We start from the raw sequence: 24,917 nt of genomic DNA, 5'->3' as shown, positions 1-24,917 counted from the left end.
GACAATGAAAGTCAGGCTCCAGGAATTAGAGCATCAGCGCCTAGCGGTGCAAGCGGTCACGACCGTGTTTGAGGGAGTGGACTTCGGTGCGAGATCAGCCGTCAACCCCGAGATCACCTCGGACATGCTCCCGACGATTCAGGAGAACATCGAGGACATACAAGGTGGGCGCGTTATCGACTTACCCATGATTCCTCCCGAGAAGCGCATGTCCAGCGCGAAGAACTACCTCGGGCTAGACGTGCGCATGGAAACTGGTACGGGCAAGACCTATGTGTTTACCCGCACCATGTACGAACTTCACGCTCGCTACGGGTTCAATAAGTTCATTTTGCTTACCCCATCAGCGCCGATTCGAGAGGGTACGAGTGATTTCATCCGCTCGGACTACGCGGACGAACACTTCCGTAAGTTCTACGATTCACAGATTGTGCTGCAAACGCTCGCGGGCAAGCCGAAGCACAAGCGGGGACGGCGACGGATGATCCCGCCCGAGATTCGGGAGTACGCCGAAGGTGCTGATTACGATGCTAAACGCATCGACGCGCTCATCATGACCGGCGCAATGCTGCAATCTCCCACGCTCTCGCGCGACGATTACGACCAAACGCTTACCGCTGATGGATATGACTCGTCTCGCCCGTTGGATATTCTCGCCCGCACTCGTCCAGTCGTGATTATCGATGAGCCACACCGTTTCGCCCGCAACCAAGCCACCTTCAAGAGAATTGTCGAAGAGCTTCAGCCAGGGGTCATCATCCGCTATGGCGCGACCTTCCCCAGAACTAAAGGGACGAAAACCAAGCCGTCCACGCCGGATTATGAAAACCTTGTCTACGAACTGAACTCAGCGCAAGCCTTCAACAACTTGCTCGTCAAGGGTGTGAAGGTGCAGTACCCGGATGCTATCGGGGAAGATGAGGTCAAACTGAAAGTGACCGCGCTTAACGCAAAGGAGAAGACGGTCACGATCCGCAATGAGTCCACCGGCAAGTCCTACCACCTGGATAAACAGAACAACCTGCTCGGGATGATTCACCCGTCACTATCCGGGATCTTGCTAGAGAACGTGGGTAAGTCGAAAGATTCCGGCGTAAACGTCGCCATGTTGTCTAACGGTGCGGAGTTGCCCAAGGACTACGCAATCATGACCGGCTCGTTCTCCCAGTCCTATCAGGAGACGATGCTGGAGCAAGCGCTCGCTAACCACTTCAAGATCGAGCGAGACTTATTTGAGCGTGAGCGCAAGATCAAGCCGTCCACGCTGTTTTTCATCGACTCCATTCACTCCTACCGTGGGGAAAACAACGACGGTTGGTTAAAGGTTGCATTCGAGCGCAAACTGAGAAAGTCCATCGAGGACACAATCACCGAGATTTACGAGGACGGGGCGCTCACCCCGGCTATGCAGGAGTACCTGCCGTATCTGGAAGCGACCTTGCAAAACATAGAAGGTGCTCATGGTGGCTATTTCGCGGAAGACTTGAACGCTACTGATGAGCAGGTGACCAAACAGGTTCAAGCGATTCTGCGCGATAAGAACAAACTCATGTCGTTTAGAGATGAGCGTGGGCACTACAACGTCATGCGGTTCATCTTCTCGAAGTGGACCCTTCGAGAAGGCTGGGATTTGCCCACGGTATTCCAGATCGTGAAGATGCGCTCGTCCGGTTCGGAGAACTCGAAACTGCAAGAGGTTGGGCGTGGGCTTCGCCTTCCGGTGGATGAGTACGGCAATCGGGTGACTGCTGATGCTCATCAGTTCTTCTTGACCTATCTCGTGGACTTCACCGAGCGCGAGTTTGCTGATCAGTTGGTCGATGAGATTAATGCGGACACCGTGCGCGTGATTAACGTGAATGACCGGCTGGCGGACGTGGCGAAGGCGCGTGGGGTGGAGCCGACGTTCCTCATGGCTGAAATGCTTATGGGTGGCTTCATCGAACCGTCCGGCGAGGTGAAAGAGGACAAACTAGGCGCGTTCCTCCAGACCTACCCCGAGTTCGCAACGGGCGTGAACAAGAATCGCATCAGGAAAGAGAAACCAGGACACAAGGAAGCCCTCAAGCGCAGCGCCAAGATTCGCCCGAGGGCTTACGAGCGTTTGCGCTCGCTGTGGGAAACGCTCACGCAGAAGTACATCCTGCTCATCCAAGAGTTGTCGCCGGAGCAGATCGACGCGGGGCTGGATGAGGTCTTGCAAAACAATGCCCGCATTTTCGTGCGCGATACGAGGAAGGTCTTAGAAAAAGAGGTTCGACGCGGGCGGGAACTGTCCCTGCCGAAGACTTATACGGTCGCGGGACACCACGAGTCGAACACGCATCTGCCTTACGGGGAGTTCTTGAAGCGGGCGCACACGTCCACGGCACTTCCCGTGGACACGATCCACCGGGCGCTCGCGCGGAATAATGATGTGCTCAACCTGCAAGACTCTCACTTCAACATAGAAAGTCTCAATAGGTTCCTGCGCCGGTTCCACGAATGGTTTGACCGGGAGTTCGCTACCCGGTTTGAATACGCCCTCGTCGGCGTGCGCGGTGGTGACAATCCGCTGACCAGGACTGACGGTTCCCCGAAAGACACCATCGAGCGCACCCGCTTGGGACGCTTCCAGGATAACGAAAAGGTTCCCCCGGAGACGTACCTGTATGACGTGTTCGACTGGGATAGTTCGATTGAGCGCGACACCATCATGGATTCACTCTCGAAGAAATTCGACGGGGTAGTTGAAGTATTCGGCAAGATCCCCACCCGTTCGATCAAGATCCCCACCTACTCGGGGCAAACGACTTCGCCTGACTTTATGTACGTGATCAAGCGCAAGAACGGGCGCAAATCAGTCAACTTCGTGGCTGAAACGAAGGGAATGGATGAGGATTCGCAACTGCGCGGGACTGAAGTAAAAGCAATTACGAGTGCATCTAAGTTCTTCGAGCAACTGCGGAACAACGACGTGGACGTGTATTTCACATCCGTGCTGAACTCAGATGGGGTCATCGAGATCATTGAGGACTTGCACGAGGGTAAGTCCGTGGGAGTGAAAGCGAGGACGAAAGCGGGCGAGTAAATGGTGAAGAAGAAGTCGAACCCGGCGTTTCCTCGGCGTGATCGCAAGATGTGCTGGATTTGTGAGGAACGTCCCGCTGATACCCAGGAACACGCTTTCAAGAGTTCCCGGATCAAGAAGATTTGGGAAGCAGGCGGTAGACAACCGTTAGGCACTATCGGCAGTGATGGACGCTTTTACAAGATGAGTGGTCCGAATCATGGAATCTTCATGTTTGGTAAAACCATCTGTGCTTACTGCAATAACCAGTTCTCGCAGCCGTTTGACATGGCGTATGACCATTTCATGGATTTCATCTTGGATGACCTGGAGTATTTCAAAAACCGGCGCAAATTCAACTGGGATGAGATTTTTGCGGATACCCCTTTTGATCAGCGTCACCTTGCTCGGTATTACGTGAAGCATTTCGGGTGCAAGATGTACGACGTAGGTTATGAGGTACCGGAAGATCTTCGGCGCTACTTGCACGATCTTGACATGGTTCAAACGTTCAATCTTCTACTTTACAAGGATTACGAGCACGTGCGAGGACTTGATCCAACCTGCCCAGAGGACTGGTTCGCGCCGTATTCAAACGCCTGTCAGATTCTCGATTTGCAGATGCACGACGAGATTGGTTTTGGAGCGTGTCTTCAAGATGGTTTTATCGGGGCGACGTTCCACTGGATTGACGATCCATCCCGACGAACAGAAACATTTTGTTTCGGTTTTCAGCCGGTGGCGTACATGCGAGATGTATCCGAATTGCCATATCAGAATCTTTGGGATGGTCTGCCACGGCGCAATGAAGTATTTGAGATAAAAGATGATGTTGAAAGAGTCATCGAGCAAGTTCAACAGTTCACCGAGGATTATCAGGAGTTCGAAGCGGATCAGGATTCAGGGAAGTTTTCTGCTGAAGAGATGTTTGCGCGCAGTGTCGCGTTAAGTGTCAGGCAGAAAGTGATCCAGGCAGATGCTCAACGGGTGCTAGGACACCAGCAGAAACTGTTTGATCAACTCGGGTTTGATCTTGAAGCGAATTCAACGCGCAAGAGGAAGAATCCTCCATCGCGTTGAGGAAGGTTCGCGCATGGGGGCACGCTGTGTCAATCTGGCACACGCCTGTTCCTACACCACCCAGCGCAAACAGAAAAACCTACTAGGTAGGTTTATTCCAACTACCTAGTAGGTGTGCTCTCCCCAGATACCCGATTACTTGTCTGCGAAGTGTTGTACGCAGAAGTAATGTCCTGTTACGGGGTCTTGAGCAATACCGATACCGACTTTAGGAGCACGCCCGTTCGTTGCCATGGTACTTGCATGCCCAACCGAACCAGCGAAAATGTTAAAGAAATTCTTGTAAGTGTATGTATCAAATGCCACGTTTTCTAGCCCACGAGTATTATAATTCGAGTGCCAGATCTCATCCCCAGGCGTTTGAGCAAGTTCATTAGCAAACCGCTGTGCTGTTGCTTCTAGAGAAAGATCATACGTAAGTGGGTTAGCGTGCTTATCATTAGACCGCCATTCGACAATCTGCATGAATTGAGCCCTACGCGCTTGCTGAATATCACTAGAGGTTAAAGGCGGGTTCTTCTTACCAAGCTTGCTGTTTTCCTGTTTGCACTTGAAATAATCAGGAGTGTTTTTCACGCACCCGTCAGCATCCGGTTTGCGCCCACCGTTCGAGGGCGCAGGACTATTCGACGGTTTCGCACTGTTCGATGGGGGCGTTTGTGCCCCATTATCGGAAGACGAGGATAAATCCCCTGTCCCGAAAATAAGTCCCAGGATCAGGACGATGACGGTAACAGCAGCACCGGCGTACTGCATGAGTTGTTGCGGGTTAGGCACTGTAAACACTTTCTTGGAAAAGTTGATACGAAAACTATGAAGTCTTCATTATCATAACCTCCCACCCCACTTAGGCTGCGCGGTAGTCCGGCATCGTTCCCGTAGGATCTACTCTCATCTCCTGATACGCATCATCAACTACACCAGTGATCACAATCTTTTCGGCGTGGTCAAAACTGGCGCTGTCATTTACGCAGTAGACAAGCATGAAAGATGACTCATTCCACACCATCACCATGCACAATGGCTTGCTCTCAGTCGAGGGAAGGGGGTATCCGAGAGCGATTTTAGATCCGATGGTAGGAGTGCATTTGTGCTGGTGATAACGTTTTTCGAGGAGTGGGCGGGAAATGTGCGTGGGTTTTGGCGGGAAACGTTTTGTAAGGGGTTGCGTTTGGGGAGGTTAGGGAGTTTCGCAAATGGCTCCATTACCCCCGCTGCCTGGCGTTTTGCTTGGTGGCGGGGTTCTCGCTTCGTTTACAACAAAGCGGCAACTACTGCCCGCTTTCCTTCTCGGCGCTCCTTTTGACCAGATCCACGATCCACTGAAAGTTATCACTCGAATTAATCTCATCGGGGTCAACTTTTACGAACGCCAGTGGGCGCGCCGAGCCCGGTCGGCGATTACGCATCTCATCCTTGGTTTCCGGCACCGCGAACATCTCCCTTACGCAAAATAGACAGCTCGGTACAGAACGGGTTGAGTGTAGCACTCCAGCACCGTCAGAGAGCCTTCATGCGTTAAAACTCCGGCGGAATCACAATCCAGGCCACAACATAAAGAATGAACAAAGGTACAAACGCCGTAACGAGTCCGATAAGCACGATACCGATTCGAACAAGTGCAGGATCGAGGCCAGCATACTCCGCGATTCCCCCGCAAACCCCGGCAATATATTTGTCCACCATGGAGCGCTGCAGGCGCTTTGGGCTAGGGTTTGGCTGGTACTGGGGTTGGTTCATTGGGAAGGACATAGCGCCTCGCTTTCCTTTTGGCTATCTACGGAGCTGGGAGTTGGCTTGAGCCCCAAGTACTCCTTGGAAGAACTTGGTCAGCGTCGGGATATCGTTGGGGTCAAGGTGGTCAAAGACGAGCCGCCGAACGCTTTCAACATGGCCTGGTGCCGCTGCCTCCAGACGACGCAAGCCGTCGTCAGTCAAGGTGACGAGAACACCTCTAGCATCACCAGGGCATTTCTGTTTCAACACCAGCCCGCGCTTCTCCATGCGGGTGACCTGGTGCGAAGTGCGAGAACGGTCCCACTCCAGAACCCAGCACAGATCGCGCAACCGCATGGTGTGTTCTTCAGCTTCAGACAGACTGACAAGCACCGAGAACTCTGGCGAAGAGAGATTGGAATCTGCCTGGAGGGTGTCGTCGAGAGCGCGGGAAATCTTCCGCGAAGTGGCAAGCATGAGCCGCCAGAGGTCCTGTTCGGCGTCGCTGAGCCAGTGTGGTGCGTCAGACATACCTCTCACTGTAGTAGATCCCCAATCATGTTCATAGCATCCATCAATTAGTCTTCAGTTGCTCAATTTCGTAACGGTTGTCGCTGGACACGCCGTCGTAACGGTTGGGATAGCAGGTCAGCACAATGACTTGAGCGTGCTTGCCCACCCTATTAAACAGTGCGTTCATCAGTTGCAGGCGGTGCGGGTCTGTTGCTCCAAGAGCGTCGTCAATGACCACAGGAACTGGGGAGGTGCCGTCGCGGGCGACAAGCTCTGCTATCGCGAAGCGGGTCAGCAGTGCCAATTGTTCTTGCGCACCACCGGATAGTTCTTCGATCGGTAGTGACACACCCGCGACGTTTCGCCGAGTGATTTGTAGTTGGTCGTCCAGTTCGAATTCCACATCTCGGCCGAACAACGCCCCCGCATACCCTTCGAGCGCCGCAGCGAACGGTGCCGCATAGCGCGCATTCGCTTCTTCGCGGTAGCGCTGCAGTGTGTCGTATAAGAGTTTGGTTGCCTCGGCGCGACGCTTCGTGCGGTGGTATTCAGATTCGGCAGCATCGAGGGTTGCTTCAGCGCGGTCAACCTTTTCCGCAATGCCGGAGGCCATCTCGAAGTAGCTTTTCAGCTCTGCGATGCGCTTGTCGGCCGCTGTGTAGCGATCCTGCAGGTTCACTAAACGGGTCTGCGCGCTCTCGAGCAGTGCCTGTGCCATATCAACATTCGCGTCCTGTGCCGCCGCCGTCACTTCATCCAGCGTGGCACGGGCGGCGCTAAGGCTTTCTGCTGCGGCTTGCTGGGCCGCATCCAATTCTTCAAATGTGGCGTGTTCCTGGTCTGCGCGCAGCTCTTCTTTTGCGTTTTGCACAACTTCCTCGTGGGTCGAAAGTTTCGTCTCCAGAACCAGTAGCGCTTGTTGCGCTTTGCGTTCTCGGTGGGGCTCCAATGCGGCGGCAGCTACTTCTGCATCATGCTGTGCCGTCTGTAAGGCTGCTTCGGCGGATTCGAATTCCTGCTCCGCGACTTCTCGTTCCAACTCCGCGGGATCCTCGCCCAGGGTTGCTGCGTGTTCCGAGTGCAGTTTCTGCAGTCGCACGTGGCGTTCCTGTAGCGCAGACAGGTCTCTGCCTGCGAGAATATCTTCTCGACGCCGCTTCGCCTCCTCCACGCCCTGGGCAAAGGCTCGGTGCTCATCACGCTTCGCACGCACTTCCGCAACGTCTTCACAACCGAGCTCCGCGAGCATTTCTTCAAGCGCACGCTCTGCTGCCTCCACCGCACCGTGTTCACCCACACTGTTGGCACCCGCGCTGTACGCGAGATGGAATTCACCGAATTGGAAGGTGGTGGCGTCGAAAAGCTCGATGGTCCGCTCCCCATCAACGTGAGTGGGGGCGTCATCGTGGATGAACGTGGCGTCTTCGGCACGCACGGTCAGCTTTGCGGTCGCCGCGGCGCGGATGGTGCGTTGGATTTTCACCTCGCTTGCAGCTTCCTCAGCGCGAGCCGCATCCGCGTCGGTGACAGGCCGGACGGGTGATTCGGAAACGAGCTTTTGATATTCAGTCTGTGCGGCCTCGATCTGGTCAAGCACTGCCTGCAATTCCGTCAGCTCTTGCTGGCACAGCGCATACTCCCGCATGGCACGGGTACGACGTGCGGTCTCACGCGCTTTCGCCAGCTCGGTTTGGTGCCGCTTTAAGGCATCGGTGAGTGAGGCAATGGTTGCTGCTTCCTCATCGTTGGCTTGCTGCGCGAGAGCCCTCTCCTTCTCGAGCGCGACGTGTTGCTCACGTAACTGCGCAAGGCGCTGCTCAAGCTTTTTCCTGTTCTCCACGTCTTGTGCGGCGCGCTGTGCTGTAAGCTCCGCGTACTTCACAGCCTCCTGAGCTGCCTGGCGCTTGGAAACGACCTCTTCGGCGTATTTCGCGTCGACTTGTCGGGCTTCGAGATCCTGCTGCGCCTGGGGCAGCTCATCCTGAATCTGCTGCATTTGCTGCTGCAGCCGCTCTACTTCTACGACTTCATCGTCGAATTTCCGCTTCTGATTCACCAGTTCTTCATGCTGTTGGCGTGCGTCTTCGACCACTTTCTGAAGCTTGTCGTATTCACCACGCGGCCGACCAGTCGATGTGAAGTACGCTGCGTATTCGTCGCTGATGCGCTGCATGAGCGCAGTGTCATCGTAAGCAGCCTCCTCTGCGCTACGTCCAGCGTCCCCGTCAAGGGTCCTCACAACACTTGGGATGCCAGCTGCGCTGATCCCTGCTGCGAACTGCCCCTGGCGCAGGAAGAGCGTCGAGGCGAGCTCCTGGTCAAGGTTTTCCGCGAGGATCCGCGCAAGCTCGTCGTCAGCCTCGCGGCCGGTGTATTGGCGCAGCTGCGGTCTGGTGATGTTGAGCTCCGAGTACTTCCCCTTCCCCCACTGTTTGGCAATGGTGAAGCTGTAATCGCCAACCGTCGCCTCAAGCCGTACCGCAGGCGAAACGTCCCTCCCGATCGGGGTGAGCACGCCAATCTTCTTCCCGCCGGCAGTATGGCGCTCGTTCAGCACTGTCGTCAACGCGTCAAGGATGGTGGATTTGCCCGCCTCGTTGTTGCCATGGATCACGATCACACCGGTATCTGGCAGGTCTCGGAGTTCTAATCGCTGAATACCACGGAAGTTTTCAATGGTGATCGAATGGATGCGCATCTAGTTCACTTCCTTGGAGAATCGGAACAGAAGGTTCACTGCGTCACGGGCTGTCGCAGAGCCTGTGACATCATCTTGCACGGAAGCCTGGCAGATCAGGTCCCGCATCGCCTCGGCCGCGTAACCGCTCAGCGGAAGGTTTTCGAGCTCTTCATCGCTGGGCGCCAAGTGCAAGCTCATGAGGCGCTCACGCTCATACAACGCGGCAAACACCGGCTCAAGCCGCCCTATCGCCTGCTCAAAGGTAGCCATCGCCGCAAGGCCAAGCGTGCCACGCACCGAATACTTCACCACCGTGCGGTCTTTGTGCTCGTAGCGTTCAAGCTGATCCACAATCTTTGCGACGTCCCCTTCGTCACTAACCTCCCAGTCCAGTGCCTCAAACGTCCATGCTCCTGTCTCAACTGGCTCGACGTTCACAGTGCAATCGTCTGCGGAGGACTTCGCAATCTCGACGACGAGGGCGTTACCGGAGTTGACCTCGCCGCCACCACCAGGACCACCGATAGCAAAGTCGTGGAAATCGGTTGTTTCCGGGCTGCCCGAGAACCACACGCGCCCACTCGTGCCGAGTGACTGCGTGGAGTGCGTATCCCCCAACGCGACGTAATCGATCACCCCCGAGGCCAGCTTCTCCTCCAGCAAATCCAGATCGATGAGCGCTTCGGCCTGTTCTTTGCCGTAGCCGTCTACTTGGCCGTGGCCAACGAGGACTCGAATCGTATCCGTCGGCTCCAAGTCACGTACGGCACGGGCACAGAGGTCCTCAGAGGCGTATCGGGCTTTGAGAGGCGCGCCGACAAGCTCAACGCCAGGGACGACCTCTACGGGATCGAAGGAATCGAGCACGTGCACATTCTCAAGGTCATCGGTGGCGTGGAAAATGGAGTCCGCCACCAGCGGGTCGTGGTTGCCCGGGAGCAAGTACACCGGCACTGGCAGGCGCTTCAGCACCTCGAGTGCTCGACCAAGCGTCTCCCGTTCGAGCGCGTTGTGCTCAAACACATCACCGGCGATCACAATACAGTCTGCATCATGCTCCGTGGCTACTTGGCCGAGGCGTTCAACGGCGCGCAAGCGGGCGTCGTCAAACCTCGATTGGGCTTCGGAGCGCAGAAACTTCCGAGTCATGCCAAGCTGCAGGTCAGAGGAGTGGATAAATCGAAACGTGTTCACATACTCACTACTACCAAACGGCTCGGACATTAGTCTTCAGTTTCAGTCAGAGCATAGAACAGATCTTCGATATCGGAGACCGCTCGTAGCTGGTCGATGTTGGTAAAGGAAATCGTCTGCATCGCCTTGTGCAACATCGTGATGTCAGAATCTTCGATCATCGGAGCGACTTTCGGGGTAGGCAAATCAGGTAGCGCGCCGCCTTCCCAAAAGTCCGGCTGCGGGCGCGGTGCAGACACCGTGACTTCGCCCGGCGCGTCAGGCTGCGCTGCCTCGTGCTGCACAGTCGGTGGCGCCATGCCGGTCAGTCGCGCAATCGAACTATCCCGGAGTTGGAGAATGAATTCGTGGTGTTCGCTCATGCGCTGTGCTGCCTGATACCCCACTGCGACAATGTGTTTGCAGGCTACGACGGGATCGGGGCAGCTACAGTGCAGCCGAAACTCCTCAGGACCGTTGGCAATCAAGGTATCCAACGCCTCATCGGTATAGACGCCATTGCGCGCTTTCATCAATGCCGCGGAGTCGTGCGCAATGTCGGACAGCAGCCCGCCGATGTCAGCAGCGGTGCGCCGTGGTAGCTCAATGACAGTGTGAAATGGTTCGATTTGTGAGCCGGTCACAACCGCATCGATCCCACTAAGCCGCGGGTAGAGCTCGGCGACGTGGCCGCCGTTGGCGTACGCAATGCCCCGCTTGATGCGACCAGCATCGCTGTATCGCACGACTGCTTCCCAGATCCTGCGGCCTGCGGCATTCCACGTCGCAGGCACATCTTTGTACCGCGATCGAGTCTCAGAAGCTTGCTTCGCCTGCTCCTGCTCCGGGGAGCGCCGACGTGCGCCGAAGTTTGCATAAATAACGTTGTCTTCGCGTGGTCGCTGGGTGCTCATAGGTTGCGCTCGCCTCCGTTTCCTCGGTAGCTCATCAGCTGTGCCAGATCGTCAGCGTCGAGTTCCGTAATCCAGCCTTCGCCCTCGCCAATCACCGCACCTGCCAGGTGCATCTTGCCATCCAAGATGTCTTGGATCGATTCCTCCATGGTTCCGCGCGTAATCATCTTGTACACCGTGACGTCTTTCTTCTGGCCAATGCGGAACGCACGGTCCGTCGCCTGGTTTTCCACGGCGGGATTCCACCAGCGGTCAAGGTGGATCACCATCGATGCAGCAGTCAGGTTGAGTCCGGTACCACCTGCTTTGAGGCTCAGCAGCATCGCGCGCGGCCCGTTCGGCTCCTGGAAACGCGCAACCATTGCGTCTCGCGCGCTCTTTCCTACCCCGCCGTGGAGGAACGGGATGAGCTCACCGAGGTAGTCGCTCAGGTATGGCCGCAGAATGTCACCAAACGCTTTGTACTGGGTAAAGATCAACACTCGTTGGTCGGTACGCACTGCCTCATTGAGCAGCTCCACAAGGCGAGCGACCTTGCCGGACCTGTGGTGGCCGTCGGCAAGTACTGGTGATCCATCGCCCAGGAAGTGAGCCGGGTGGTTGCAGATCTGCTTGATGCGAGTGATCGTGGCAAGCACGAGACCTTTACGTGCCATACCCTTGCGTTCCTGCAGTTCGCGCTGCATGCGGTCAACGAGTGCTGTGTAGAGCGCTGCTTGCTCCGCAGTCATGTCCACTGTCAGTACATGCTCAGCCTTGTCCGGCAGGTCGTCGATGATCGCGGTGTCTGTCTTCAGCCTGCGCAGGATAAACGGCGCGGTGAGGCGCTGCAGGCGCTCCCCCATCTCGTCGGCGAGGCCCTCGTCCCGGCGCGACTCAATTGCCCGTGCGAAGTGGTTGCGGAAGAAGGACTGCGAGCCGAGGATGCCGGGGTTCACAAAGTCGAGGAGACTGCGCAGCTCGGAGAGCTTGTTTTCAATTGGAGTGCCTGTCAGCGCGATACGGTGGCGAGCTGGCAGCGCTCGCACGCTTTTCGACGCCCTCGTCCCCGCATTCTTAATCGCCTGAGCTTCGTCGAGCACCACATGGTCCCATTCGATCAAAGACAAATCGATCACATCGCGCGATGCGATCCCATAGGAGGTGATGGTGATGTCGTGCTTCTTGAGAGCTTCGCGCAGTTCCTCTCCCTTGTACCGGGCACTGCCGTGGTGGACATACATAGAAAGGTGCGGCACGAACTTGGCGGCTTCGCGTGCCCAGTTGCCCACCACGGAGGTCGGCGCAACAACGAGGGTTGGTCCGGTGCGCTGCCCGCGTTCCTCTTCGACGGCAAGCAGGGTGAGCAGCTGGAGCGTCTTGCCGAGCCCCATGTCATCGGCAAGCACGGCACCTAGGTGGTTGCGGGACATGTAGTAGAGCCAATCCACGCCACGACGCTGGTACTCGCGGAGCTCAGCATGCACAGTTCTTGGGATGTCGACGCGCTCCGGCGCAGGGCGGTCCATTCCGCCGACCAGAGACGTAAACCAACGGGACCCAGTGAACTCAAGCGGCGAGTCTGGCCCACTCTCCAGCGCAAGCTGACGCAGCTCCTCCGCGGTTACCGCACCGTGTTCCTCTGACGCTTCGAGTTTCTGGTACTCCTCCTCGAGCTGGTCGGCGCGGGCAGCGAGCGCTTCGGCGTCATCTGCTCCCGCATCAGCTGCGAGCTGCGCAGTCGTCCGGGCTTCTTCTGCTTCACGCTTGGCCCGCGCAAGCGCCGTCCCGTGGAGTTTCTCCATGTACCGCTTCGTGCGCTCGAGGTGCCTTGTATCGGCGAGCACCCACTCGCCACGCAACTTGATCAGCCCAGACTTCGACTCGACGAGCCGCTGCATTTCGTCATCCGTCAGTTCAGTGCCGCCGATGCTGACGCGCCAGTCGTAATTGACCAGCTGGCCGAAGCCAAGCCGGGTCACCGCTGTTGCGTCGTACGGGTTCTTCGCTTCCGAAAGATGCAGCTTCGATGTTGTCTCCGCAGTTGTCCAGGCGCGTGGCAGCATCACCGCGTAGTTCGCAAGCCGAAGCTTGCTCACCTCAGTCTCCACGAATTGCACAATCTCTTCCGCGGACAGGTACACGTCCCAGTCGCCATCGAGCGCAGAGCCCGGCGTTGTCGCGGCACGCCGGTGCGTCGATGGATCAATCAGGTCGGAGACCCTGATGGCGTCGCGAAGCACGGAGTGGAGCTGCTGCACCGTATAGGCGTCATACTCCGACAGCCGGATGGGCCGCGGCGATTCATCGCCGGAGCGCACGTTCACCCGGATCGGCCACTGTGTGAGCGCCTCATCGCCCCCATCTTCTGTGTCTGCGGGCTGCTCCACGATGAACACCAGTTGGAAATTTGTCGCAGTGATTGAGCCGTTCCACTGGCTCATCTGTCGCGAAAACGCGCTAGAGCCTCGCCGTAGCGGCGTCCCGTTAAGCAGCGACTGTACAAAATCGTGCCACGGAAACGGGCGCTCACCACGCAGCATAGGGGAGTTACGCAGCTGGGCAGACGCGATCCAGTGCACAAATGTGCGCGAGCAGTCTTCGTCGAGCCGTCGGTTGTTCTCTGTAAGTACTCCCGGCGCAGCCGCAATCATATCCGCGAGCCAACCGCGTTCCTCCACCCCGGTGCCGAGCTGCCACTGCGCGAACCACTGAAAGTCCTGAGACGGCACGTGAATCGATACCCTGCCAGCCTGTACAAACCGCTCAAGCCCGAGAAACATCTGGATGAGCCACAAAAGATCCGGGGCTACCGACGCCCGCTGTTGCTCCGTGAGCCCTTCCGGTGCCGGAACGTCTGGGTCCAGGAGGAAGGACATTGCTCGTAGAAACTGTACTGCCTCATCGGGGGCGAATGCTGCCGTCGGCACCCGGAGCCGCAATAGTTTGCCTTTCGGCGTGCGCAACATGACCTTGCCGCGGTGGCGGAACTTGACCCCTTCGAGCAGTGTGTGGACTGGTTCGGGGAAGGTCCCCTTCGGCACTTCGTCGAGTGTGATGATTTTATGGCCAGCCACCTGCTCGACCCAGACCTGCAAACCAGAATCTGGCAGCCACAGCCCGTGAAGAAGGAATTTTGGCAAGCCCACCCTTATACCATCCTTGATTTCGCTACATCGACTACGGTTCTAACGGTAATCTTTAAAACTCTACTCGCTTATTTTTTCTATTGCTTTAGGGAGGCAAACATGGCCGATAGCTTCTGGCTTGTCCTTGCCATAGTGTTGTACTTCGGTGTCATGGTTGCCATCGGGTTTTATTCGTGGATCCAGACGAGCAAGTATGACGACTACGTTCTTGGCGACCGTGGACTGCACCCATTCGTAGCAGGCCTATCCGCGGGCGCATCAGATATGTCGGGCTGGCTGCTGATGGGGCTGCCGGGCGCATTGTTCGTTTCCGGTATGAGCGAGCTGTGGATCGTTATTGGACTCTTGGCCGGGTCGTGGGCGAACTGGAAGTTTGTCGCACCACGCCTCCGCGCTTATACGGAAGTATCAAATAACTCGATTACCTTGCCGTCCTTCTTCGAGAACCGCACCCGTGACTCCTCACACGTCCTGCGGTTCGTCGCCGCCGTGATCATTATTTTCTTCTTCACGTTCTACGTTTCGTCAGGCATGGTCTCGGGTGGCCGTTACTTCGAATCCACTTTCCACGGTGACTACCTCACAGGCGTACTCATCGTCGGTTCGATTACTGTGCTGTACACGTTCATCGGCGGCTTCCTCGCTGTGAGCTATACCGACGTTGTCCAAGGGGTCTTGATGTTCTTGGCGCTGGTCACGGTGCCACTGATGGCACTGATCTCGCTCGATACCCCCTCTGATATCTTCTCGTTCGCTTCCCACAACGCCTACGGCCCGTGGGAGGCCGGCAATCCGGACTACTTCAACATGATCGCCGGTGTCTCGTTGGCAACCATCATCGGCAACTTGGCGTGGGGCTTCGGCTACCTGGGACAGCCACATATTGTTACCCGATTCATGGCGCTGCGCTCCCCGGCTGAGGCAGCCAGCGCACGCCGGACCGGAATCAGCTGGGTCACCATCTGCTTTGCGGGTGCGGTGTTCACCGCGCTCGTATCGACGGTCTTCTTCGCTGAAACACCGCACAGTGTCACTGACCAAAGCGGCTTCGAAACCATCTTCTTGGACCTAGCCCGCATCCTCTTCCACCCACTCATTGCAGGTATCGTCCTTACAGCGGTGCTCGCGGCGATTATGTCCACAATGTCCTCCCAACTATTGATCACCTCCTCCGCGCTTATTGAAGACATCTATCGGGCCGTGGCGAAGCAGCGTCCAAGTCAGACCGTGCTGCTCGTGCTCTCGCGCACGATGGTGGTCTTGGTTGCAGCGGTCGCGATGGTGCTGGCAATCAACCCATCGGACACGATCCTGGGCCTGGTCGCGTTCGCGTGGGCAGGCTTCGGCGCAAGCTTCGGTCCCGTTGTAATTGCATCGTTGTACTGGCGTCGTCTCACTGCCCCGGGCGCCATCGCTGGCATGATCGTCGGTGCAATCACGGTATTCGTGTGGGGCTCCTCCGACACGCTGTCCGGCATCATCTACGAAATCGTTCCGGGTATCGCATTCGCGACGATCGCGCTTGTCGCTGTCTCCTTGCTGACCAAGCCGAAGCAGGGCGTCGAAGACGAGTTTGACCATGCTCTTGCAGTGACAAACTTTGCGCTCACCACTCCGGACGCAACGTTCGCTGACGCGCTCAAGGCGACTGCGGGAACCGAAGGGGCCTCCCACGCGTCTAACTAGACGTGCGTGTTTACCTCACTCTGCTACTTATCCTGACCATCGCGTACGCCCCGTTTCCAACGGGGTTTTCGCGTATCGACGCCCCCACGACCCGCCAACGCGTTACTATCATCGGCTACGAGCGGGACAACTTCGGACCAGGCTGGCAGCGCCATGCCACCGGATGTACGACTCGCGAGCATGCCATGGCGTACGCGTTTGAGCAGCCTAATTGCAACGTTCCCCACCGGCAGTGGGAGCCGGTTGACGTTATCGATCCGTACACCCGCGAACGCATCAGACCTAAGGATGTGGAGCTCGACCACCTCTTCCCCCTCTCCGCAGCATGGGACATGGGTGCTTTCGCCTGGAGCGATGAGCAGCGACTCCGGTTCGCGAATGACCCCCACAACCTCATCGTGACCTCGAGCAAGGCGAACCAACAAAAGTCAGACATGCTACCGAGCGAGTGGATGCCTCCATCGATCCCGCAGCAATGCGCATACGCACGGCAGCTAGCACGCGTTGCAAACATGTACGACCTGCGCGTAACCACCAATGACCTTCGCACAATGCGCCGTGCATGCAAGGGATGGCGAGGCGTCGCCGCCCACCTTATTGGAATTGGTATGTTCCCTACCACCAATTCGCCTAGGTGATGGTGGACGTATCAAGTACAGTGGTTGCCTATGACTACTCTGTTAACTTTCCTTCACGTCGCAGCCGCCATCTTGCTGCTGGGCCCGATCGTCGTATCCACCTCGATGTTCCCGCGCCAGGCCGCCGAAGCACAGGCGGGCGATGCGGCCGCTGCCGGTCGCGCGTCGATCCTGTACCGCATCTCGCGCACTTACGGCATCGCGTCATCACTCGTTCCGCTGCTCGGTGTCGCCATCCTCTTCGGCGACTGGGCTGCGTACAAGACGAACTACTTCCTGCACACCTCTATCGTGTTGGCAGTCATCGCCTGGGCACTGCTGCTTTTCGTGGTCATCCCGACCCAGCGCAAGATGGTCGGTACACTCGGTGAGCTGGAGCCAGCCGAGGCCGACCCAGCCGATGTCACCGCGAACTTTGAAAAGTCGAAAGCTAAGGCTTCCGCGTTCGCTGGTGTCTTTAACCTTTTGTGGTTCATCGTGTTGGTGCTGATGTTCTTGCCAGCACCAACTGTGTAGTTACTAGAACTTTATCGACGACGCCAGGCTAAGCAACGCCAACACGATCGGAACAACGATCGCGGCAATCTCACCCGGTGTCATATCGCTGGAGCTTTCGGACTTCGACGAGGAGTCCCGCTCCGAGCTCTTATCAGAGGACAGCAGCCGGTCATAGAGACCGGCTTCATTTATGCCAGCAGCTCCAAAAACCAGGTCCGACGCCTCGGACTGGCTGACTGCCTTTCCTTGAGCGATTGGTGCTCCCCAGAGCCAGTCTTTCCCGTCAATCTTTATGCCATTGATCCGAGTGTAGGTGGAGTTTTCGAACGCAGGACCTATAGAAATGACACCAGCGAATTTCTTTGCCCCGTCCTGTTCTTCGATCCAGATCGGTCCACCGGAATCGCCTGACTTTGGTGACCGTATCGTGGCAGAAAACCCGCCTCCACCACGCGCAGCGCGGTGGAACTTCCCGCACGTGACATCGTTTGTCCCCGTATGGGATGTTTCCCCGTGGTAGCACGTCTTCGCACCCCGCTTGATGGAAGTGGCATCCGCTTTGATGTCACCTGAGTAGATGTTCTCGCCCATCGTGACGCCCCGGTCCCACTCGATCCAGGCGAAGTCGTTCGAGTACTGCCGGTCGTAGCCTGGTGAAATACGCAATGTCCCAATGTCTTTCGACAACGGACGGCTCGTTTTTCGGTCGACCAACAAGATCCTGTCGCCATCGCGTCCACAGTGCGCTGCGGTGTAGCTGACTCCGGCTTCGTGGTCGTTAAAGCCTAGCGTGCATGAACTATATCCAGTGCTAATAGCATCACCCTGGGTCGGCTGGATTGGTGCCGCGGTAGCGCTTGGCACGAGGACTGCAGTCGAGCATGCTGCGACGGCCAGCGAAGATATGAATTTCCTTGTCAACATACTTCTATACTGGCACAGTTCTGCAGGAATGCTAATGAGCTAGCTGTAATTCACTACGCCTGGTAGGAACCCTGCGAGTGCACTGAACCCGTCAGTCACAGCGCCACGAACCGCATCAGCAGCCGGGCCAACGGCCGAGCCCGAAGCCGGCATCATGAGGTTCTGCGCATACAGGCCCAACAAGCGTGACTCAGCGACGCGAGGCCCATCAGTAGCGTGCACGCCAACTACCAGGTCGCGCGAGCCCAGCAGCGGTACCTTTTGTGCAACCCACTGCGAAGAAACAACGCCAACAAATCCGCGGCCCGGAATCCACAGCGGGCCACCGGAGTCGCCGGGACGGGTCATCGGCGCTTCGACGAAGAACGTATTTCCTTCTGCTCCGCCGAAGCGACCACACGTGGGGGCGCCCGTCGGCCGGTTCGATGTTTGCCCGAAGTAGCACACGCGCTCACCGACGGCGATAGTGTTTGGGTTTACCCACGCGTCACCGGAGAACTGGTTGCCGCCGATCTGCACCGGCGCGTCCCACTGGATAGCGGCCCAGTCATTGCCAAGGCGGCCATCGTACGCCTTCGAACGATACAGGGTGCCGAGCTGTGGCGAAGCAACCCTCGCGTTGTGGTCGACGATGCGCACACGCGCACCGTCCGGTCCACAGTGCGCCGCAACCAGGCTTCGCCTGCGAGACGGTTCATTGAATCCGACGGTGCAGTAACCGCCGCCTTCAACCATCACGGCTCCGCCCTGCTCTACTCGCTGCAGGTTCTGTGCCTGCGCAGTCGGCAAGTTCGTTACGACGCCCGCTCCGAGTACAAGCGCCCATCCCAGCGTGAGCAAACGGCGATTCAACTTCATGCCTGTGCAGTCTACTGCACAACCAAGCTATGAAAAACGCACCCGCCGAGTAGTCATTACTCAGCAGGTGCGCTCAGGTTCAAGGGCGCTTAGTCCCAGTTGCGGTCATGCCCGCGGCCACCGCGGCGATCGTCGCGGTCGTAACCGCCACGTCCCCGCCCGCGGCCACCGCGGCGATCATCGCGGTCGTAACCGCCACGCCCGCGCCCGCGGCCACCGCGGCGATCATCGCGGTCGTATCCACCGCGCCCGCGCCCGCCGCGTCCGCGCGGAGGTGCACCGTGATCACGCTGAATATTGATCAGCTGACCGGAAATACGGGTATCCGTCAAACGATCAAGGACCGCGCTGTCCAGGTTCTTCGGCAGCTCAACCAGGGTGAAGTCCCCACCGATAGTGATGCGACCAAAGTCCTTGGAGCTCAAGCCCCCCTCGTTGGCGAGCGCACCAACGATTGCACCCGGGCGAACATGCTGGCGCTTGCCAACATCCAGGCGGTAGGTGTCGAAGTTCTCCGAATCGTGGTCGAAGCGGCTGCGGCCTCCACGACGGTCATCACGGTCACGCCCGCGGCCACGGCGGTCGTCGCGATCCCACCGATCACGGTCCCGCCGATCGCGGCGGTCCTTCGGCGGCTCCTTCATCAGGAACTCGTCACCCGCCAAAGCCTGCGTTGCCAAAGCGGCGGCGATGTCGTCCATCGGCACGTTGTTGGCAGCGGAGTATTCGCGGACCATGGACCTAAACACCTGCACCTCGCTCGCCTCGAGCGACTCGGTGATGGAGTCCATAAACTTCGTCTTGCGGCTCTCGTTGACCTCGTCGACCGTCGGCAGATCCATCTCTTCGATGGTCGCGTTGGTTACGCGCTCAATGGAGCGCAGCATGCGACGCTCACGCGGAGTGACAAAGAGGATCGCCTCACCTGTACGGCCTGCACGCCCGGTGCGACCAATGCGGTGCACGTATGACTCGGTGTCATTCGGGATGTCGTAGTTCAGCACGTGGCTGATGCGCTCAACGTCCAGGCCACGAGCAGCGACATCGGTAGCGACCAGGATGTCAAGGCGGCCGTCGCGAAGCTGATCAACGGTACGCTCACGCTGCTGCTGAGCGATGTCGCCGTTGATCGCAGCTGCGGAGAACCCGCGGGCACGCAACTTCTCAGCCAGCTCCTCAGTCTCCTGCTTCGTACGCACGAAGACAATCATTGCCTCAAACTCAGTGACTTCAAGGATTCGGGTGATCGCATCGAGCTTGTTGCGGTGCGCCGTGAACAGGTAACGCTGGGTGATGTTCGTATTGGTGCGCGTCTTCGACTTCACCGTGACTTCAGTCGGGTTGTCGAGGTACTGCTTCGAGATACGGCGAATAGCGTTCGGCATCGTCGCAGAGAACAGCGCAACCTGCTTCTCTTCCGGTGTGTCCTCCAAGATGCGTTCCACGTCTTCCTGGAAGCCCATGTTCAGCATCTCGTCTGCCTCATCGAGGACAAGGAAGCGCAGGTTGGAAATGTCCAACGAACCCTTCTCCAAGTGATCGATGACGCGGCCCGGAGTACCCACGATGATCTGGGCACCGCGGCGCAGACCGGACAACTGGATACCGTATGCCTGGCCACCGTAAATCGGAAGCACGGAGATCCCGCCAAGGTGGTCTGCAAACGACTGGAAGGAGTCTGATACCTGCAGCGCAAGCTCACGTGTAGGCGCGAGGATCAGTGCCTGCGGGTAGCGCTCCTTGCGGTTGATCCGCGAAAGGATCGGCAGCGCGAACGCGGCCGTCTTACCGGTACCCGTTTGCGCAAGGCCGACAACGTCGCGGCCTTCCATCAACAGTGGAATGGTTTCAGCCTGAATCGCGGATGGCTGCTCAAAGCCAACCTTCTTCACGGCATCCACGACTTCTTCAGGCAGATTCAGGTTCTCGAACCCGTTCACTGGCTCTTCAGCGGTCTCGTCTGCCTCTGTGGCCTCGTCCGCCTCGCTCCCAGCGAGGTCCGCCACGTCGCCACCGACGACGTCGGCAAGGCTCAAAATCTGCTCAGTCTCATTAGTTTCGGCATTGGCTGCGTCTTGCGCAGCGCCGGTTTCCTCAGAAACTCCCGCATCCCTGGTGTCCTCACGTGCAGCATCCGCTGCGACATCCTGCGGGTTTTCCTGATTTTCCGACACATTCATATCCGGCTCTTTCTCGCCGCCGGTGGCGTTTTCGGAAGTGATCATTGTTTCCCCACAGTACGCCACCCTGCAGTGATTTTCCTATTCGCCACTGGCAATGTCATCCGCGCCACGAGTCCGCCACCAACTTCAGCGCTTCGCGCCTCGAGCTCCAACTCCCCGTGGTGCGCACGCGCAATCGTATCAACCAGCGCCAGCCCTAGTCCGTGCCCCGGACGCGCACCAGCAACGCGCGCATTCGCCCTGCTAAATGGCTCTACGAGCTGGCTGACTGTGGCAGGGTCCAACACGTCCCCATCATTGACGACGCCCACTTCGACCCCATCACCGGATCCAGTCCGGCAAACACGCACCTGCACAGTCCCGTCCACGCCGTGGATACGAGCATTCTCGATGAGGTTTTGGATCGCGTGGCGCAATAGCACGACGTCGCCGAGGACGTGAATGTCTGGCTCGATGGTGGCGTCGATACCTTCGGCGCTCGAGGCGACAGTGGTAATGAGCTCTGAGATGTTAATGTCGCGCGCCTCGAGTACTTTGGCCTCGGCCTGGCTGAAGTTCAGCAGCGACGTGACCATCTCCGCAGACGACGCATTCACGGTGCGGATGTCGCGGATGGCGTCGCGTAGCTCCTCTGCAGGTGCATTCGGGTCTAGTAGCGCGACATCTGCGATGGTCTGAATGGTAGCGATCGGGGTTTTCAGCTCATGGGACGCGTTTGATGCAAAGCGTTGCCGTGCCGCGATGGAGTGCGCGAGGGACTCCAGCATCGAGTCGAGTGCGTGCGCGAGGTCAGCGACATCGTCAGCGGGGCCTTCGTAGTCGAACCGCTGATCAAGATCGCCAGCAGAGACCAGACGTGCAGTCGCCGCGATGGTACGTACGGGTTTGAGCAACACACCCGCGACGAACCAACCGATGGCGCCGGCGAGCGCCGTCAGCACGCACAGCGCGACGAGCGAGGCGCCGAGCATCACGTTGAGCACCTCGTGTGAGATGGGCACGGAGCCATCAATAAATGCTCCGTCACTGCCGGGAACGCCCCCGACGCCCTCGATGACAGCTTGCACAGGTACCGGAGTCAGGCGCAGGTAGAGGTACACCACCGCAGTCAAACTCAGCCCTGCGGTAAAAACCGTTGCCACGAACAACCACGACGTACGCGCGCGAAGTGAAAGCCTCATTGGTACGGCTCCTCCGCAACGTAGTAGCCAGCGCCGGGCATTGTTTGCACAATCCAAGGCTGCCCCAGCTTGCGCCGCAAGTGCGAGATAGTGACGCGAATCGAATTGGAGAACGGGTCCGCGTTCGCGTCCCATGCCTCTTCTAAGAGCTGCTCCGCGGAAATAACGTGCCCCTGTGCTCGCATCAGCGTTTCAAGCACCGCGAACTCTTTCGGCGACAACGCAATCGACGCGCCGCTTCGGTGGACTTGGTGAGTGCCTCTGTCGAGGATGACGTCGCCGCACGTGAGCGTCGAGGTTGTTTCAGGTGCGGCTCGTCGCAACAAGGCTTTGACGCGAGCCAGCAACTCGGGCAGCTCGAACGGCTTGGTCAGATAGTCGTCCGCCCCAATCTCGAAGCCTTGGAGACGATCCTCGAGCGTTGCGGACGCCGTGAGCATCAGCACCCGCGTGTTTGGGTACAGCTCACGGACGGTTGCACAGACGTCGTCGCCGTGAACCTCGGGGATATCTCGGTCGAGCACGATCACATCTATCGGTTGTGATTCCAGGCGGTCGAGCGCGGAGCGGCCGTCGTAACGCACATCAACGAGCATGTCCTCACGGCGCAGTGCTTTGCCTAACGCATCGGCGAGCAGCGTCTCGTCCTCAACGATCAAAATCTTCGGCGGTGCAGCCACAACAGCCCCTTCCACGTTGGAGTTCTTGTATTCTGCTGTGATTCTAATTGGGGCTTCTTACGGGGTCGCAATGTTAACGCTCTCGCAACATCGCCCTGCATAGCGTGAGGAGCATGTCAAAGACTTCCACACCGGATCTGCGAGTTCACGGTATTGATTACGCGCGAGCCGTAGCACTCGCAGCCATGATCTTCGCGCACCTCACCCATCCTGCTGGCGTCACGGGTCAGTTGCTCTACGGCTTCCCCGCGGCAACGTTCGCGTTCCTGGCTGGCATCTCGATGGAGCTGATGGCCCGGCGCGCCCAAGCGGTAGGCGGCGAGGCTGTCGCGCGCTGTCGCCATGGCTTTTATGTTCGTGGGACGCTACTGATTGTGCTGCATGTGCTCCTCGTGCCGTTCGCTGGCGACATCGAGGTTGTGCTCCTTGTCTTTGGCATCTGCTACCTCTGCTTAGCGACGCTTCCCCACTGGCCAACTGCGCGTTTGGGCTTACTGCTTGCGGGGTTGCTCTTTGCTTCGGCTGCAACGACGGCGCTCGGGACAGTTGTTGCACTACCGGCCGCAGTCTTCGGTGCCCCCTACCCTGTCTTTTCGTGGGCGGCACTCATGGTTGCGGGCATGGTGTCGTGGCGTGTCATCCTCCACCACCCATGGCGTCGTTGGGTCACAGTCATTATCGCGGCGGCGGTGCTGCCTGCGGTGATTGCAGCTCGGCTGCACCTCAACACGGCAGGTGCTGGCCTATTCATCGCCGCGATCGATCCGAATGGGCACACCGGGGGACTCATTTCAGTGATCAGCGAGTGCGCCGTCGCGACTGGTATCACTGCGCTGTGTCTCATCCTCGCACAGTTTGTTCCGTTTGGTTGTGACATGGGCCGGATGCCTCTGACGGTGTACTGCGCACACGTTGTCACGGCCAACGGCCACAGCGGGGTGGTATACGCAGTACTCACGCTGGCAGTTGCTTTCGCCTTCGCTGTGCTGTGGCGCAGCTTCTACGCCCGTGGACCACTCGAGGCCGCGATGCGCATGATCGTGGCTCGCGCAACCCGGACCGATCTTCCTCCGCTCCAACACTAAAGAAAAGGAAAACTCATGAAACTGCACACTTCCACTCGTATTCTTAGCTCCTGCGTCGCTGCCGCGCTCGTAGCACTCCCGGCAGCACCTGCATTGGCAATGCAGTCCGATACGTTCGCTGAGCCTTCGGCAGAGTCCAACGCAGTAGTCTCCGTCCGCACCGCGGACGATGACCCAGACACCGGCGTGTGCACAGGTACCGCCATTGCGTCCCACTGGGTTATTACTGCGCGCCATTGTATGGACCACCTGCCACAAGCTGGTGGGTCCGTGCGTACTGGCCAGGGTGATAACCAGAAGTTTTATGACGTCGATAAGTGGATGACCACCCCGAAAGGCGATATCGCGCTGCTGCACACCTCTGAGGACCTCGGACTCGATGCTTATCCTGAGCTTGCTAGCGATATCCCAGCTGCAGGCAGCGACGCTACTTTCTACGGCTGGTCCTCTGATGGCTCTGGTGCCGGACGCACCCTTCCGTACGCAGACGCTACCGTCGACGGCCCAACCCCGATGATTCTGTTTGACGGCACCGACGGCGTCGAAGCCACCATGAAAGGTGGGGCAGCAACCCAGCCCGGTGATTCCGGCGGCGCGCTCTTCAGTGAGGGCAAGGTCGCAGCCATCGCGTCCGCATCACTGTTTATGGATCCAGACAACCCGGACTCCGCTGAGGAAGGAGTGAGCCCGAAGGTTGCGTTTGCGCCAGTTGCTTCGCAGGCGGACTGGATCCGTGAGCAAATCTCCGCCAAGGAAGACTCGGCCGAAACGACCCCCACAGAAAATGACGGCGGTACGCCGACGTGGATGCTCATCACTGCCGGTGCCGCCGTCGTTATCGCACTGGTAGTTGCCGCAGTTGCACGCTCACGGAAGCGTGATGCTGATACTGCACAGTAGCGCTGCCTGAAAACGCGACCGAACTCACAGA

General features: G+C 58.1%; 20 protein-coding genes. 7 read left to right on the top strand and 13 right to left on the bottom strand.

What is annotated here, in order from left to right; all coding sequences use genetic code 11:
• Positions 1 to 4 precede the first annotated feature (4 nt).
• Positions 5 to 3,070, top strand: coding sequence for a type III restriction-modification system endonuclease (locus tag KBP54_RS04735; protein ID WP_256006453.1), 3,066 nt, complete (start codon positions 5 to 7; stop codon positions 3,068 to 3,070).
• Entirely contained in the window at positions 3,071 to 4,129 is a 1,059-nt protein-coding gene (locus KBP54_RS04730) for a hypothetical protein (RefSeq protein ID WP_256006451.1), read from the top strand.
• 135 nt (positions 4,130 to 4,264) lie between these two features.
• On the opposite strand, the gene KBP54_RS04725 is transcribed toward KBP54_RS04730, so the two are convergent.
• The 8 genes from KBP54_RS04725 to KBP54_RS04690 form a co-directional block, all read right to left on the bottom strand.
• Positions 4,265 to 4,906 carry a CAP domain-containing protein gene (locus KBP54_RS04725; protein ID WP_256006449.1) on the bottom strand — a complete coding sequence of 214 codons (642 nt, stop codon included), beginning with the start codon at positions 4,904 to 4,906 and terminating at the stop codon, positions 4,265 to 4,267.
• Positions 4,907 to 5,400: 494 nt separating this feature from the next.
• Positions 5,401 to 5,538, bottom strand: a complete 138-nt coding sequence (locus KBP54_RS04720; RefSeq protein WP_256006447.1) for a hypothetical protein — start codon at positions 5,536 to 5,538, stop codon at positions 5,401 to 5,403.
• 109 nt (positions 5,539 to 5,647) lie between these two features.
• Positions 5,648 to 5,869 (bottom strand): PspC domain-containing protein, encoded by a 222-nt coding sequence (locus KBP54_RS04715; RefSeq protein ID WP_256006445.1) that lies wholly within the window; start codon positions 5,867 to 5,869, stop codon positions 5,648 to 5,650.
• A 33-nt stretch (positions 5,870 to 5,902) separates the two neighbouring features.
• Positions 5,903 to 6,376, bottom strand: coding sequence for a MarR family winged helix-turn-helix transcriptional regulator (locus tag KBP54_RS04710; protein ID WP_071569079.1), 474 nt, complete (start codon positions 6,374 to 6,376; stop codon positions 5,903 to 5,905).
• Between the two features lie 43 nt (positions 6,377 to 6,419).
• Positions 6,420 to 9,056, bottom strand: a complete 2,637-nt coding sequence (locus KBP54_RS04705; protein ID WP_256006443.1) for an AAA family ATPase — start codon at positions 9,054 to 9,056, stop codon at positions 6,420 to 6,422.
• Entirely contained in the window at positions 9,057 to 10,262 is a 1,206-nt protein-coding gene (locus tag KBP54_RS04700; protein WP_070362649.1) for a metallophosphoesterase family protein, read from the bottom strand.
• A complete protein-coding gene (locus KBP54_RS04695; protein WP_256006441.1) occupies positions 10,262 to 11,125 on the bottom strand; it encodes a hypothetical protein in 864 nt (287 codons plus the stop codon). The genes KBP54_RS04700 and KBP54_RS04695 overlap by 1 nt, the downstream gene beginning before the upstream one ends.
• Positions 11,122 to 14,247: a DEAD/DEAH box helicase gene (locus KBP54_RS04690; protein ID WP_256006439.1), complete on the bottom strand. Its 3,126-nt coding sequence runs from the start codon at positions 14,245 to 14,247 to the stop codon at positions 11,122 to 11,124. The genes KBP54_RS04695 and KBP54_RS04690 overlap by 4 nt, the downstream gene beginning before the upstream one ends.
• Positions 14,248 to 14,352: 105 nt before the next feature.
• Here KBP54_RS04690 and putP point away from each other — a divergent pair, with 105 nt between their 5' ends.
• Genes putP through KBP54_RS04675 form a run of 3 tightly spaced genes read left to right on the top strand, consistent with a single transcriptional unit; the run spans position 14,353 to position 17,093 of the window.
• Complete coding sequence (gene putP / locus KBP54_RS04685) at positions 14,353 to 15,939, top strand: sodium/proline symporter PutP (RefSeq protein ID WP_256000441.1); 1,587 nt, start codon at positions 14,353 to 14,355, stop codon at positions 15,937 to 15,939.
• Positions 15,940 to 15,941: 2 nt separating this feature from the next.
• Entirely contained in the window at positions 15,942 to 16,577 is a 636-nt protein-coding gene (locus KBP54_RS04680) for an HNH endonuclease family protein (protein ID WP_070976274.1), read from the top strand.
• Positions 16,578 to 16,607: 30 nt separating this feature from the next.
• Positions 16,608 to 17,093, top strand: a complete 486-nt coding sequence (locus KBP54_RS04675) for a DUF2269 family protein (protein WP_070479480.1) — start codon at positions 16,608 to 16,610, stop codon at positions 17,091 to 17,093.
• A 3-nt stretch (positions 17,094 to 17,096) separates the two neighbouring features.
• Here KBP54_RS04675 and KBP54_RS04670 read toward each other — a convergent pair whose 3' ends face one another.
• The 5 genes from KBP54_RS04670 to KBP54_RS04650 form a co-directional block, all read right to left on the bottom strand.
• Complete coding sequence (locus KBP54_RS04670) at positions 17,097 to 17,999, bottom strand: trypsin-like serine protease (RefSeq protein ID WP_083290979.1); 903 nt, start codon at positions 17,997 to 17,999, stop codon at positions 17,097 to 17,099.
• Between the two features lie 39 nt (positions 18,000 to 18,038).
• Positions 18,039 to 18,857: a trypsin-like serine protease gene (locus KBP54_RS04665; protein ID WP_256006437.1), complete on the bottom strand. Its 819-nt coding sequence runs from the start codon at positions 18,855 to 18,857 to the stop codon at positions 18,039 to 18,041.
• 89 nt (positions 18,858 to 18,946) lie between these two features.
• On the bottom strand, positions 18,947 to 21,082 hold the full coding sequence (locus KBP54_RS04660; protein ID WP_070976269.1) for a DEAD/DEAH box helicase: 2,136 nt from the start codon (positions 21,080 to 21,082) through the stop codon (positions 18,947 to 18,949).
• Positions 21,079 to 22,221, bottom strand: coding sequence for a HAMP domain-containing sensor histidine kinase (locus KBP54_RS04655; RefSeq protein WP_256006435.1), 1,143 nt, complete (start codon positions 22,219 to 22,221; stop codon positions 21,079 to 21,081). The genes KBP54_RS04660 and KBP54_RS04655 overlap by 4 nt, the downstream gene beginning before the upstream one ends.
• Complete coding sequence (locus KBP54_RS04650) at positions 22,218 to 22,901, bottom strand: response regulator transcription factor (protein WP_070362658.1); 684 nt, start codon at positions 22,899 to 22,901, stop codon at positions 22,218 to 22,220. Before KBP54_RS04650 ends, KBP54_RS04655 begins: the two co-directional genes overlap by 4 nt.
• A gap of 113 nt (positions 22,902 to 23,014) precedes the next feature.
• Here KBP54_RS04650 and KBP54_RS04645 point away from each other — a divergent pair, with 113 nt between their 5' ends.
• Together KBP54_RS04645 and KBP54_RS04640 are read left to right on the top strand one after the other, a co-directional pair.
• Positions 23,015 to 23,986, top strand: coding sequence for a DUF418 domain-containing protein (locus KBP54_RS04645; RefSeq protein ID WP_070479474.1), 972 nt, complete (start codon positions 23,015 to 23,017; stop codon positions 23,984 to 23,986).
• Between the two features lie 15 nt (positions 23,987 to 24,001).
• Positions 24,002 to 24,886, top strand: coding sequence for a trypsin-like serine protease (locus KBP54_RS04640; RefSeq protein WP_070479472.1), 885 nt, complete (start codon positions 24,002 to 24,004; stop codon positions 24,884 to 24,886).
• Positions 24,887 to 24,917 lie beyond the last annotated feature (31 nt).

Origin of the sequence: Corynebacterium pseudogenitalium, assembly GCF_024453815.1 — a bacterium.
Classification (GTDB): domain Bacteria; phylum Actinomycetota; class Actinomycetes; order Mycobacteriales; family Mycobacteriaceae; genus Corynebacterium; species Corynebacterium pseudogenitalium.
This window is presented reverse-complemented; position numbering and strand designations above follow the sequence as displayed.

Excerpts from the sequence above, each read along its gene's own strand:
- KBP54_RS04735 (WP_256006453.1), top strand. The coding sequence starts at position 5 with ATGAAAGTCAGGCTCCAGGAATTAGAGCATCAGCGCCTAGCGGTGCAA.
- KBP54_RS04730 (WP_256006451.1), top strand. The coding sequence starts at position 3,071 with ATGGTGAAGAAGAAGTCGAACCCGGCGTTTCCTCGGCGTGATCGCAAG.
- KBP54_RS04720 (WP_256006447.1), bottom strand. The coding sequence starts at position 5,538 with ATGCGTAATCGCCGACCGGGCTCGGCGCGCCCACTGGCGTTCGTAAAA.
- KBP54_RS04715 (WP_256006445.1), bottom strand. The coding sequence starts at position 5,869 with ATGAACCAACCCCAGTACCAGCCAAACCCTAGCCCAAAGCGCCTGCAG.
- KBP54_RS04710 (WP_071569079.1), bottom strand. The coding sequence starts at position 6,376 with ATGTCTGACGCACCACACTGGCTCAGCGACGCCGAACAGGACCTCTGG.
- KBP54_RS04705 (WP_256006443.1), bottom strand. The coding sequence starts at position 9,056 with ATGCGCATCCATTCGATCACCATTGAAAACTTCCGTGGTATTCAGCGA.
- KBP54_RS04700 (WP_070362649.1), bottom strand. The coding sequence starts at position 10,262 with ATGTCCGAGCCGTTTGGTAGTAGTGAGTATGTGAACACGTTTCGATTT.
- KBP54_RS04695 (WP_256006441.1), bottom strand. The coding sequence starts at position 11,125 with ATGAGCACCCAGCGACCACGCGAAGACAACGTTATTTATGCAAACTTC.
- putP (WP_256000441.1), top strand. The coding sequence starts at position 14,353 with ATGGCCGATAGCTTCTGGCTTGTCCTTGCCATAGTGTTGTACTTCGGT.
- KBP54_RS04675 (WP_070479480.1), top strand. The coding sequence starts at position 16,608 with ATGACTACTCTGTTAACTTTCCTTCACGTCGCAGCCGCCATCTTGCTG.
- KBP54_RS04670 (WP_083290979.1), bottom strand. The coding sequence starts at position 17,999 with ATGTTGACAAGGAAATTCATATCTTCGCTGGCCGTCGCAGCATGCTCG.
- KBP54_RS04665 (WP_256006437.1), bottom strand. The coding sequence starts at position 18,857 with ATGAAGTTGAATCGCCGTTTGCTCACGCTGGGATGGGCGCTTGTACTC.
- KBP54_RS04660 (WP_070976269.1), bottom strand. The coding sequence starts at position 21,082 with ATGATCACTTCCGAAAACGCCACCGGCGGCGAGAAAGAGCCGGATATG.
- KBP54_RS04655 (WP_256006435.1), bottom strand. The coding sequence starts at position 22,221 with ATGAGGCTTTCACTTCGCGCGCGTACGTCGTGGTTGTTCGTGGCAACG.
- KBP54_RS04645 (WP_070479474.1), top strand. The coding sequence starts at position 23,015 with ATGTCAAAGACTTCCACACCGGATCTGCGAGTTCACGGTATTGATTAC.
- KBP54_RS04640 (WP_070479472.1), top strand. The coding sequence starts at position 24,002 with ATGAAACTGCACACTTCCACTCGTATTCTTAGCTCCTGCGTCGCTGCC.